The sequence below is a fragment of the bacterium genome (genome assembly GCA_016873475.1).
Taxonomy (GTDB): Bacteria; Krumholzibacteriota; Krumholzibacteriia; order JACNKJ01; family JACNKJ01; genus VGXI01.
Genome location: VGXI01000098.1, coordinates 1 through 11,564, shown reverse-complemented (window position 1 = coordinate 11,564; position 11,564 = coordinate 1). Strand labels below are relative to the sequence as shown.

The 11,564-nt window shown below is 66.1% G+C and carries 11 protein-coding genes; all 11 read right to left on the bottom strand.

The window, feature by feature from the left end:
• On the bottom strand, positions 1-950 hold a 950-nt coding region (locus FJ251_09195), incomplete at its 3' end, for a hypothetical protein (protein MBM4117905.1).
• Complete coding sequence (gene bcrB, locus FJ251_09190) at positions 665-1,939, bottom strand: benzoyl-CoA reductase subunit B (protein ID MBM4117904.1); 1,275 nt, start codon at positions 1,937-1,939, stop codon at positions 665-667. The genes FJ251_09195 and bcrB, both read right to left, overlap by 286 nt.
• Positions 1,936-3,096, bottom strand: coding sequence for a benzoyl-CoA reductase subunit C (gene bcrC / locus FJ251_09185; protein MBM4117903.1), 1,161 nt, complete (start codon positions 3,094-3,096; stop codon positions 1,936-1,938). The genes bcrB and bcrC overlap by 4 nt, the downstream gene beginning before the upstream one ends.
• A 117-nt stretch (positions 3,097-3,213) precedes the next feature.
• On the bottom strand, positions 3,214-4,269 hold the full coding sequence (gene had, locus FJ251_09180; protein ID MBM4117902.1) for a 6-hydroxycyclohex-1-ene-1-carbonyl-CoA dehydrogenase: 1,056 nt from the start codon (positions 4,267-4,269) through the stop codon (positions 3,214-3,216).
• Positions 4,270-4,280: 11 nt separating this feature from the next.
• Positions 4,281-5,159 carry a hypothetical protein gene (locus tag FJ251_09175; GenBank protein MBM4117901.1) on the bottom strand — a complete coding sequence of 293 codons (879 nt, stop codon included), beginning with the start codon at positions 5,157-5,159 and terminating at the stop codon, positions 4,281-4,283.
• The gene (locus tag FJ251_09170; GenBank protein MBM4117900.1) at positions 5,128-7,464 is read right to left on the bottom strand and encodes a 2-dehydropantoate 2-reductase; all 2,337 of its coding nucleotides are present in this window, start codon (positions 7,462-7,464) and stop codon (positions 5,128-5,130) included. Before FJ251_09170 ends, FJ251_09175 begins: the two co-directional genes overlap by 32 nt.
• Before the next feature lie 29 nt (positions 7,465-7,493).
• Positions 7,494-8,255, bottom strand: coding sequence for an enoyl-CoA hydratase/isomerase family protein (locus tag FJ251_09165; protein MBM4117899.1), 762 nt, complete (start codon positions 8,253-8,255; stop codon positions 7,494-7,496).
• Positions 8,256-8,269: 14 nt separating this feature from the next.
• Positions 8,270-8,668 carry a Zn-ribbon domain-containing OB-fold protein gene (locus FJ251_09160; GenBank protein MBM4117898.1) on the bottom strand — a complete coding sequence of 133 codons (399 nt, stop codon included), beginning with the start codon at positions 8,666-8,668 and terminating at the stop codon, positions 8,270-8,272.
• A 47-nt stretch (positions 8,669-8,715) separates the two neighbouring features.
• A complete protein-coding gene (locus tag FJ251_09155; GenBank protein MBM4117897.1) occupies positions 8,716-9,870 on the bottom strand; it encodes a thiolase domain-containing protein in 1,155 nt (384 codons plus the stop codon).
• A gap of 13 nt (positions 9,871-9,883) precedes the next feature.
• Positions 9,884-10,633: an SDR family oxidoreductase gene (locus FJ251_09150; GenBank protein MBM4117896.1), complete on the bottom strand. Its 750-nt coding sequence runs from the start codon at positions 10,631-10,633 to the stop codon at positions 9,884-9,886.
• Positions 10,630-11,271, bottom strand: a complete 642-nt coding sequence (locus tag FJ251_09145) for a TetR/AcrR family transcriptional regulator (protein ID MBM4117895.1) — start codon at positions 11,269-11,271, stop codon at positions 10,630-10,632. Before FJ251_09145 ends, FJ251_09150 begins: the two co-directional genes overlap by 4 nt.
• Positions 11,272-11,564 lie beyond the last annotated feature (293 nt).

Below are 11,564 nucleotides of genomic sequence, written 5' to 3'. Positions count from 1 at the left end.
AAAAACTCGACGCCGGCCACCTCTGCCACGGCTTGGCGTAGAACCTCGGCGTCGAGGTCATTGCCCATCGGCAGCTCCAGACCCGCGAGCGCCGCCTCAGCGCAGTCGCGGAAGGACTGTTCGAGGAGCTGCCCCTCCACCAGGAGAATGGCCCGATCGTAGAGCCCGATCAGGAGATCGAAGGACACTTCCCACCGCCGCGCGGCCGTCTCCGCGAGCGCCATGTACAGGCTACCGGCAACGTCGCGAAAGAAGAGGCTCTCGTCATCGCCGAAGCTGGCGATGTGGTCGGCAAGCTTCTCTTCCATTGCCGTGAAGATCTCGTCGACGGTCCTCGCCAAGTCGCCGTCGCTCCCGCGCTTCTCCTCCGCGCCCGCCAGACATCGCTCGCGCAGATGCCGGTAGTGCTCATGAATCTGCTCGTAGCGGAAGCGAATCCGCAGTCGATGCAGGTACTCATCCGTCGCTTGGCTCTCGTCGCCGTGCAGCAGCTTGCGGAGCAATTCGAAACGTGCGTTGATGTAGGCTTCGTTCTGGGCTACCGCAGCCGCCACCATGTAGTCGCTGCGACTGTTGGTGAGGCCGCGCCCGACGATTCCCCCTTCGGCATCGAGGACGATCGCCTTCGTCGTCGTGGAACCGAGATCAATGCCGACGTAGCACTTCACGAGTACTGCTCCTGGCGCTTGAGATCGATCATCTGGAAGTAGCTCTCCAGGCGGTTCTTGATGTTGGCCCCCGAGAAGTAGCGCGGGTCCACCAGATCGGATTCGATGAACCCGCCTGGTTTGCCGGTCCGCCTCTCCACCTCGCGCAGGATCAGGAGCTGGCCGGCCGAGAAGGAATTGCAGCTCTTGATGGAGTTGATGAGGAAGCCGTCGGCGGCGTAGTCGCGGACGTAGTCGGTGAGCATCTGCACCCGATCGGGCAGATTGAGATTGGTGTAGCATCCCAGGCAGTACTCGGCCAGACTCGCAAAAGGCCGTGCGGGGTCGTGTCGGAAGCCGCGATCGTAGGTCCCGCCCACCTTGGTGTAGCTGGAAGCGACCACCACCGCACCCTCGTCGTAGAACATCTTCCAGAACTCGCGGAAGCTGGTCCAGTTGGGAGGACCCTCGACGACCACCCGGTACTTCTCCTCCGCGAGAAGACCATCGGGCGTGAGCGGGCCCTGCCCCGCCTCTAGACGAGCCTCGATCTCCCGCCGCAGCAGAGCGTAGTAGTCGACGCAGGCCTGCGTGCCCCGAAAGGCGGTGAAGATGGGGCCGATGTAGTAGACGCCTCCGAAGTAGGCATCGATGGGTGAGGGGCGGCGCTTGGCCGACTCCAGCGCCCAAACGAGGTTCTCTTCGGCAACACGCGAGCGCTGCAGAAGAGCGCGCAAGCGCTCCTCGTCGAGCCTCTTGCCGGAGAGCTTCTCCAGGGCCGGCACCAGCTCCTTCCGCAACTGTTCGGAAACGTAGTCAGTCATCTCCGGCGTGATACGACCATCGCCCTGGTAGGGCACTTGGATCATGATCACGGGGCAGTCGTAGTGGCTGCGCAGGATCTCGAACCACTTCATGAAGGTGAAGCAGCCCGTGTAACTGAGCAGCAGCAGGTCCGGCGGCGGCAACGGCCTGCCGGTTGGACCGAGGTTGCCCTTCATCAGCATGCCCACATCGCACTTGACGTAGGTGCAGACATCTTCGGAATGGCCCAAGCGCTCGGCTTCGCGAATGTAGTCGCCGGAGATCTTGCGCATGCCCGACTGGAGGGCGTTGATTTCCGGGTGCACCGGCAGGAGATCAAAAGCGAGGATGAGTTCCGTCAGGTTGCCCGGAACGAAGGTATAGACAACCTTGCGGCCCTCCTGCTGGGCGCGGGCCAACTGCTCGAAGTGGTCAGCGATCATGGTCTTCTGCATGACCATGCTCTCTTCCTTGTGAATCGTACTCATCTCTCGCTCCAGAGCATGAGGGAATCGGCGAAGGTGCCGGCCTGCTCGCGAATGGCCTGGAATTGCCCTGTGTTCTCGGCGTACTTGAAGTGCGCGCTGGGGATCCCCCGCTCGTCCATCGCCGCCTGGAGCAAGGGAAGATCCAGCAGCGAGGGATCGCAGAAGCTTGGCGCACAGAAGATCACGCCGTCGGCCTTCGACTCCGCCACCTGCAGCGCTAGGTGATCGCGCTTCTCGCAGAGGGGATCGTAGCGGCTGCTCGAGTAGGTGCTGCGCCTTAGATAGGCCTCAGTGAGGATGTCCAGCCCGTCTCCGCGTTCGGGGAGCGCGGTGGTGTGCCAGCGGCTCCCGAGCAGGAAATCGTCGGCGACGATCAGGCAGCCCGCCAGCTCCAGCGTGCGGATGAGGTCGAGGGGCGGCTGTTCGCAGAATGCCCCGCTGACCACGACGCGGCTGCCGTCGTGGAAGGGGCGCTCCGCGGCGTCCACGGCGTTCATGTAGGTGTGGACGAGGTCGGTGTGCTCGCTCACGTCCATGATCATCCCCGCCCTCACCACGGCGTAGGCCTCCGACGCCGGGTAGCACCACGGCTCCCGGCGGCGACGGTAGTCGAGCTGCGTGATCGCCTGGTAGTTCAAGTTGTAGAGGCGGATGCTCTCCAGAAGATCGGCGTTGGCGACCTTGCGGCCGGTGAGCACTTCGCAGTCGGCCAAGAGCTTGGCCAGTTCCTGCCGGTAGAACTTGCCGCCCAACTCCGGATCGAAATTCTGCGGCAAGTCGAAGTACTTCGCGTAGAGGCCGGGGAAGAGCAGCTTCCACATGCCGGAGAGATTGCGGATCACATCGCAGATCGAGGGGAAGAGAAAGCCGTCGAAATCCGCGAACTTGCCGTCCATCGCCAGCTCCACGAAGCTGCGCGGCAAGTGGCAGATGTAGGACTGGAAGTAGGCATCACCCTTGATAATCTCCACTTGGGACCCGCCGCCCATGATGCCCACCGGGAGCATCCCGGCGGCATGCAAGAGAGGCCGGGGAACGTAGATTGGCAGGAAGCCCATCACGCGCCGCGTCGGATCCGCAGCCTTCCAGCGCCGCACGTAGTCGAAGGAGAAGTCGGAGATCAGTTCCTCGCAGCGGCGGACGATGTGCTCGGGCATCTTGCCTCCTCGATGGCAGGATCAGCCCTTGGCTCAGGCCAACCCCCCAATTAGAACGAACGTTCGATCCATTGTCGCTCCCTGCAAGCGCCGGGTCAAGCGGGTTCTTTCCCGCCGCTAAGGCACTATCACTGGACGCTTTAGAAGGTTGCCCGCGTGGGCGGCGGCCAGAACCCGGTTGAGATCGTCCAGTCCGTAGCGCTCGACGAGCGGGCTGATCTCCAGCTTGCCCGCAGCGATCCACTCCAGAACCTCGGGATAGATCGCTGGATCGCTGCCCCAATTGCCGACCAGCGTGGCGTCGAAGGCCATGAGATTGCTCAGGCGGAATTCGAGCTTGTCCAGGGTGAACCCCACCACGGCCAGGTGGGCGCCGAAGCCGAGCAGCGCAAGCGCGGTCTCCTGCCCGGCGCGGGTGCCGGAGGTCTCGAAGAGCTTCCAGCAATGGGCGTCCGCGCCCAGGTCCCGCGCAGCTTCCTTGACGCGACCGCGGATGTCCTTGATCTCGAGACCGTGCACATGCACGGTCTCGCCCGCACCCAGCGCCTTCGCCGTCTCCAGCTTGCGCGCGTCGACATCCAGAGCGATCACCCGGGCGCCGGCCGCGGCGGCGATCTGCACGGCGTGGATGCCGATTCCGCCGGCACCGATCACGACAGCCAGATCGCCGTCACGCACGCCCGCGTTCTTGATCGCTTGGAAGGGCGTGGTGACGGCGTCGGCGACGACCGCGAGCTCCCAGAGCGCGTTGCGCGCAAGGACGTCTTCGCCGACCGGGCAGAGAAAGCGGGCCGGCACCTGGACGTGCGAGGCGAATCCCCCGTGGCGGTCGTTGCCCGGCATCACTTGTGCGCGGCAGATGCGCCGCCGCCCCGCTTGGCAGAGCGCGCACTCGCCGCAGGGCATGACGGCGGGCACGAGCACCGGTCGGCCCACCAGCGTCGGATCGACGCCCTCGCCCACTTCCAGCACCAGGCCGCTGATCTCATGCCCCAGCGTCAGTGGTAGCTCCGCACGGGTGGGCACGCCTCCATACAGAAAGGCGATGTCCGTATGGCAGACGCCGCAACCCGCGACCGCAACCAAGGCCTCGCCGGGCGCCGTTGCGGGCAGGCTCACCTCTCGCTCTTCGCACGGAGATCCCTGCGCGGTCATGACCCAGGCCCTGTTCAGCCACCGCCTTGTCATCCCTGCTCCTTGGGCTTGGCCGTGGCGGCCTGCGTGCCCACCACGGCACCTGGCGTGCTCCCGGCCCTGCTAGCCAGATCTCGAGCCTTGAGGGCTGCCCCTAGCGCCCCCGCCAGCATCGGCTCGGGAATCGCCTCCACTGTCTGTCCCGTGAGCCCGCTCAACCTCTTGAGCACGCCGGGGAAGAACTCGGCCACGCCACCAGTGACACGGATCGGCGCCTCGAAGCGAATGATCTCCGCCACGCGCTCAGCCACGGAGTGAATGCAGCCGAGGGCAACCTCCTCGCGGCTCGCTCCCTCGCGTAGTCGCTCGAGCAGCTCGACACCGGCAAACACCGAGCAGTAGCTGCCGACATGTGCGGGCTGCTCCGCCCCCGCCGCCAGTTCCTGGAGTTGCGTCGGGTGGACATCGAGGTGGCGCGCGGCGAACATGAGAAAGGTGCCGATGCCCACGGCGCAGTGGCGCAGCGAGGCGATCTCTGTCGGCTGGCCGCTGCCGTCCACCCGAATCACTCGCGGCTCCTGGCCGCCGATGTTCACCACTGTCATTACCCCGGGTATGTGGTGGAAGGCGCCCCGGGCATGACAGGCGGCCTCGCTGGCGGTGCGCGTGGCGCCGTGAACCAGGCTTGCCCCGAAGCCCGTGGCGCAGAGTCCGCCAAGCTCGTCTTCGGCCGTCTGGGCATCGTCGAGGGCGGCATCGAGCGCCTCGCGGGCGCGCTCCTGGAAGTAGCCCCGCGTCGGCACCGAGGCGCGGCCCAGGATCGCCCCGTCGCCGGCAAGCACGATTGCCTTGACGAATTCCGTACCTACGTCGAGGCCCGCCACCGGGCGCGCGAGTTCACTCATTCTCGTTTCCCTTCCACGGGCCATCCGGCCCGTCCGCCGAGCCGGCGGCCGTCTCCTGCGCCGGTTCCTGCATCTCGATGAACTCGCCCAATCTGCTCATGATGCGGTCCATGGAGAAGAGGCGCAGGTCATGCGTGTCCGCCTCCACGACAATGGAGCGTAGGCCGGTTGCCCGCCGCAGGCTGACGTCCAGCCCATAGCGCGCATTGCTGTGCTCCGGCGTCGTACGCCCCTCGTGGTGAATCACCCCGTCTACCCCATAACGCCTCAATCTGCTGACGAGGTACGACTGCTTGTAGTCGTCGGAGCGATTGGGGAAGATGCTGGTGTAGGTGCGGGCCATGCTCTCGATCGGATTCTTCGGGTCGAACCCATCCAGCGCGAAGATGTCGGCATACGTAGAGGCCACGATGGCCGCGCTGTGGCTCATGAAGAGCTCTGACAGTGGCCGCAGTGCGCACCAGATCGGCGGGCCCTCCCAGTAGAAGCGGTATCTCTCGCCGGGGACGGCGGCGATGTTGCCCGCTACGCGCTCCTCGAGTTCCGCCTTCAGGATCTCGTAGTACTCCACCGCCTCCGGCGTGCCGCGCATGAGCACCATGGGCGCCAAGTGGATCAGGGCATCGAAGAAGGTCAGCGGCGACGGCACGCTTTCCGCCAGATTGAGGATCTCTCTCCACAGCCGCGCCGCCTGGGCCGAGAGCCCCACGACCTCCGCTAGCCTGTCCACGTCCAGTGACCGCCGGGTCACACCTTGGAGCTGGGAGACGAGTCGAAACATCTGCTGCGCGGCGGCGCCGGTGTCGATCAGGTCTACGGCATCCAGGGCGGCCGATGGGTGCAGGCCGAACACGGGCACGCGGTATTGCCTGCCGTAGTACTCGAACCAGCGGATCAGGCTGTGCCCGTAGTTCGTGTTGTACACCACGACATCCGGCCGCGGCGGGCCAGCGATACCATAGAGGGAGACCAGGGGGCTGTCTCCGATGAGCATGGCACCGATGTCGCAGGCCATCGCCGAGCTGGCGAACTGCGAGAAGCCTTCGGCCATCGCGCGCGGGATGTAGCGCCCCGATTGGCGGCTGGCGCCGATAAGCGCGGTGTGGTTCTCCGGAAAGTAGGGCGTCAGGCCAAGCGCGCGCACGATCTCCACGGGACCGGTACCGGAACAGCAGGCCACCATGCGATCGGCCCCGTCGCTGGCCGCCTGCAGGTCCAGATAGTAGTTCCGCAGGAGTTCCTTCAGCCGCGGGGCCATGCGCAAGGGAACGCGCCCCGAAGGCATGCCGCCGTCGGGAGCCAGCTGCGTCGGACGCAGGTGCATCTTCGGCAGAGACCGGGCCTTGGCGACCGGCGCCGCCTGTGCCGCGCTGGCCAGTGTCTCGGCGATAGCACGCTTGCGCAGGATCTTCTGCCGCTCGCGGGAGTGGATGAAGCGGACGAGACCGAAATTGAGGGGAGCGGCCAGGCCCAAGCGCGCCGCCTCCTCGACGATGGCCCCATTGATGGCGTCCACTTCCGTACAGTTCGAGCGCGAGAGGTCCTGCCACATCGAGGGCCGGTTCTTGCCGAGGGCCTTCTGCGAGCCGATCACCGGCCGATAGGGATCCTCCTCGTCCATGATGGGCACGCCGCGCGCCCGCATCACCGCCACGATCTCCATGCAGAGAGCGCGCATGAAGCGCTGGAGGTCCTCGTCATCGAGCATCTCGCGGCAGGTCAAGCCGGTGAGGGCAGAAACCGGGTTGACGACCGCATTGTGGAGCAGCTTCTGCCAGATCACGTCGTCGATCTTCTCAACGACGTTCGTGTCGAGACCGGCCTGCCGAAAGACCTCCCCGATCGCCTCGATGGCTGGGGTGATCCTGCCGTCGTGCGGCGCGATCTGGATCGGCTTGATCCCGGCTCGGTAGCGCAGGCGGTTGGGCCCCACGTGCTGGATGCTATGGTAGGTAATGCCGCAGAGCACACGCTGCGGTCCCAGGATTCTCGCCATCGTCTCGGTGTTGCCGATCCCATTCTGCATCGAGAGCACATAGGTGCCGTCGCCGATAACCGGCAGCGCGCTGCGCACCGCGTCTTCCGTCTGATAGCTCTTCACGGCAACGAAGATGAGGTCCGCTGTGGGCAGACCCGTGATCTTGGCGGCCACCTTCATTCGTACGCAGCGCTCACCGGCGCTGCCCTCGGAGATGAGAAGGCCGTTCTCCGTGAGCAGCCGGGCGCGCGACTCGTTGATCTCGATGAGGGTGAGGTCCTGGCCGGCCTCGGTCATGTGCGCCCCTACGAGGCCGCCCAGCGCCCCCGCTCCGATCACGACGATTCGCATCTCAACTCCCTTCGCGCGCCGAGGCGCGTTCAGCGGTTGCGCCACTCCGGTCGCCGCTTGGCATAGAACGCAGCGACACCTTCCCGAGGGTCCTCGGCGACCATGAGCTGATCGAGAAACACGCGCTCGGCCTCGCTGAGAGCGGCGGTGAAGGGCTGCCCGCGGAGGCGCTTGAGAGTGCGGACATTCAGCCGCATCACGAGCGGGCTGGCGCGGCGCAGGTCCTTGAGCACGGTCTCCAGGGCCGCTGGCAGCTCGTTATCGGGTACGACGCGGGAAACCAGTCCGCAGGCCTCCATCTCGGCGGCCGTGTAGCTGCGGCCGGTGCAGGTGATCTCCATCGCCTTGGCCCGCCCGACAAGCGCGGGCAGTTCCACCACCCCGACAGGCGCGAAGAAGCCCAAGCGGATTTCCGGTTGCCCGAGGGTGGCCGACTCGGCGGCCAGGAGCAGGTCGGCCATGATCGCCAGTTCGAAGCCAGCGCCCAGGGCGGCTCCGTTCACCGCCATCACCACGGGGATCTCCAAGCCTTCGAGGCGGCGGAAGAGGCGGCCAAAGGAGGCAATCATGCCGGCCGCACGCGCCGGTTCGTGCTCGCCTACGTCGGCGCCGGCGCTGAAGGCCTTGCCCTCCCCGCCGATCGCCAGCGCCTTCAGCGAGGAGTCGGCGCCGACCGTGGCGAGCTTCTCGGCCAGCTCGTCCATCAGGGCCTGGGTCATGATGTTCACGGGCGGGTTGTCCAGGGTCAGGTAACCCACATCCTCCCGCACCTCGTACCGAACGGTGCCCATCCTCGCCCCCTTCCTCAGACGGCACCGGCGCCAGGCGCTTCGGGCCGCTCCAGGCTGTAGTAGACGCGAATCTCCTCGATCTCCTCGAAGAGACGGGGAACCACCTGCACGGGCATGCCCACGGCGATCTCCGATTCGGGGATGCTGGGGCCAAACCAGGCGAGTAGGCGTCCCGTTTCGGCGAGGTCCACGACGCCGATCACGTAGGGTGACAACGTCTCGAAGCCGGCCGGAGCCGCATCGATGCGCGTGTAGGTATGCACCGTCCCCCGTCCGCTGATTTCGTGGTAGGTGAAGTCCTCGCTCAGGCATGCCGGGCAGTCGGCGCGGGGTGGATAGGCCAGATGCCCGCAAGCGACACAACGCGAGGCGACGAGGCGTCCCGCGCGCAGGTGGCAGGCGAAGTCCGTCACCTTCGTGTGCGAACAGAAGCTGACGCGGCCGAACCACTCGAACACAACTAGTCCCTCCGGTAGACGTTGACGAAGCAGTACTGGCCGATCCCGCCCACGTTGTGGGTAAGCCCGAGATCGGCGTCCGGTACCTGGCGTTTGCTGCCCTCGCCGCGCAGCTGGTTGACGATCTCGCAGGCCATGGAGACACCGGTAGCGCCGATCGGATGGCCCTTGGCCTTGAGTCCGCCGTCCACGTTCACCGGCGTGGCGCCGCCGATGTAGGCTTGGCGGTCGGCGATGAAGGCGCCGCCCTCGCCCTTGGCGCAGAAGCCCAAGTCCTCGTAGGCCATGATCTCCGCGATCGTGAAGCAGTCGTGCACCTCGGCTACCTTCACCTGGCGGGGCGTGCTGCCCGCCATGGCATGCGCCTGGCGGGAGGCCTCCACCGCCGAGGGTAGCCCTGTCAGATCGGGGCGCCGCAGCACGGACATGCTGGCCGTGGCGCAGCCGACGCCATCGAGCCACACCGGGTGCCGGCTGATCGCGCGCGCGCGCCGCTCCGCTGCGAAAACCAGACACGCGGCGCCGTCGGCGTTCGCGCAGCAGTCGTAGACGCGCATGGGCGAGGCCACGGGATCCGAGGCGAGGGCTTTCTCCAGCGTGATCTCCTTGCGGAAGAGCGCTTTCTCGTTCAGAGCGCCGTAGTGGTGGTTCTTGACCGCGACCAGGGCGAGTTGCTCGGCGGTGGTGCCAAACTCGTGCATGTGCCGCCGCGCGAAGAGGGCGTAGTAGCCGGGGAAGGTCGTGCCGAAGGTGGACTCCCACTGCACGTCCCCGACGCGTCCCATGAGGGCAAGGATCTCCGGGGTGTCCAGCTCGGTCATCTTCTGGCAGCCGATCACCGCCACGACCTCGTGCAGGCCCGAGGCGATCGCCATCCAGGCCGTGCGGATTGCCGCCGATCCCGAGGCGCAGGCCACCTCCGTCAACCAGGCCGGCTTCGGGTTCAGGTTGAGATACTCCTGCACCACCCCGGCGATCGAGCGCTGCTTGTGGTACTCGGGTACGGCCGCGATCACCGTCGCCTCGATCGCCGCCGGTTCGAGCGCAGCGTCCGCCAGCGCCAGCCGGAAGGCCTCGAAGGCCAGCTCCTGCACTGAAGCGTCGCTGCGCCGCCCGAAAACGCCGTGCCCGATGCCGACCACTCCCACGCGTGCCATGCTACGTCCTTTGCTAGATGTACTGGCCGCCGTCTATCTTGATCACTTCGCCCGTGATGTGCCGGGCGAACTCGGAACAGAGGAAAACGACCACATAGGCCACCTCCTCCGCCGTGGCGATCCGCCCCAGCACCGTCTCGTTCATCGCCTTGTTCAGGAACTCCTGGGGCATGTTCGCAGCCAACTCCGTCATCACCAAGCCGGGTGCGACCGCGTTCACGTTGACGTCGAACTTGCCGAGCTCGCGCGCCAGGGTCTTGGTGAGGGCGATGTTGCCGCCCTTGGCGGCAGCGTAGTTCGACTGGGCGAACTTGCCACGCATGCCGTTGATGGACGAGACGTTCACGATCTTGCCGCGCCGCTGCTCCTTGAACACCTGCGCTGCCGCGCGGTTGTAGGTGAAGTAACCCTTGAGATTGGTGTCGATCACCGCGTCCCATTGCTCCTCTGTCATCTTCCAGATGACGCCGTCCCAGGTGATGCCCGCGTTGCAGACGAGGATGTCCAGGCGGCCAAGCTCGTTCACGACGCGGCCGACGGTGCCTTCAGCTGCGGCGAGATCGGCGACGTCCGTCTGCACGGCCAGGGCGCGGCGGCCCAGCGCCTCGACACGCGCGGCAACCGCCTGCGCATCGGCCAGCCGGCCACGACAGGTCAGCGCCACATCGCAGCCTTGGCGGGCGAATTCCAGCGCAATCGCAGCGCCGATACCGCGACTGCCGCCGGTGACGAGGGCAACCTGGCCCTCCAGTCCGAGCTTCATACGCCGTCCTTCCTCGCGCGGTCGCTCTGCCATCCCGGCAAGCCGCCCGCGACCAGCGCCATCATTTCCTCCCCCAGCGTGGATACGTCGCCATCGCGCGCGGGGTCGTACCACATGAAGATCCAGTTGAGCATGCCGAAGATCAGGAGCGTGTACCGGCGCACGGCAGCCGGATCGCTGCCGCCGATGATTCCCGCGATGACGCTGGCCACGCACTTGAAGTAGCGCCGGCGCAGCTCGGCGATGGTGCCGTAGCGGTCGGCCTCGAGTGTCTGCAGTTCGAAGGTGCAGACCTTGAGTTCACTCGCGTACCGCGAGAAGTGAACGAGGTGGTTGTCCACCAGCTGGCGCAGCTTCTCCTCCGGCGTTGCTGGACCGGCCACAACGCGTTCCTGCGCGGCCAGCAAGGAGGCGAAGGTGCGATGCTGGATCTGGTAGAGCAGGTCCTCCTTGTTCTCGAAGTAGTAGTACATGCCGGCCAAGCTGTAGCCCGTCCTGCGCGAGACGTCACGGATCGTGGTCTGCGCATAGCCCTGCTCGGCCATCAGGCCCGCGGCCACGGAAAGCAGATGCTCCAGCTTGCGCTCCTTGCGGGCACCGACTGCGTCACCCGCGGCGGGCGTCTCCTTCTTGGTCATTTCGCCTTCACCCCGGCGGCGGACTTGAGAGCGGTGAGGATCTTCTCCGGCGTGATCGGCAGCTCGGTGACACGGACGCCACAGGCATCGTACACGGCGTTGGCGATGGCCCCCATCATCGGCACGATACAACCCTCGCCGATCTCCTTGGCGCCGAAGGGCCCGTGCGGTTCGAAGCTGTCGACGACACGGGAGTCGATCTCGGGCACGTCCCCGATGGTTGGCAGCAGATAGCCGTGAAGATCCGGATTGAGCAGGCTGCCGTCGTCCCGGTGCAGGGTGTCTTCCGGCAG

Coding starts and splice junctions, on each gene's coding strand:
- bcrB (MBM4117904.1), bottom strand. CDS start 1,939: ATGAGTACGATTCACAAGGAAGAGAGCATGGTCATGCAGAAGACCATG.
- bcrC (MBM4117903.1), bottom strand. CDS start 3,096: ATGCCCGAGCACATCGTCCGCCGCTGCGAGGAACTGATCTCCGACTTC.
- FJ251_09175 (MBM4117901.1), bottom strand. CDS start 5,159: ATGGCCCGTGGAAGGGAAACGAGAATGAGTGAACTCGCGCGCCCGGTG.
- FJ251_09170 (MBM4117900.1), bottom strand. CDS start 7,464: ATGCGAATCGTCGTGATCGGAGCGGGGGCGCTGGGCGGCCTCGTAGGG.
- FJ251_09165 (MBM4117899.1), bottom strand. CDS start 8,255: ATGGGCACCGTTCGGTACGAGGTGCGGGAGGATGTGGGTTACCTGACC.
- FJ251_09155 (MBM4117897.1), bottom strand. CDS start 9,870: ATGGCACGCGTGGGAGTGGTCGGCATCGGGCACGGCGTTTTCGGGCGG.
- FJ251_09150 (MBM4117896.1), bottom strand. CDS start 10,633: ATGAAGCTCGGACTGGAGGGCCAGGTTGCCCTCGTCACCGGCGGCAGT.
- FJ251_09145 (MBM4117895.1), bottom strand. CDS start 11,271: ATGACCAAGAAGGAGACGCCCGCCGCGGGTGACGCAGTCGGTGCCCGC.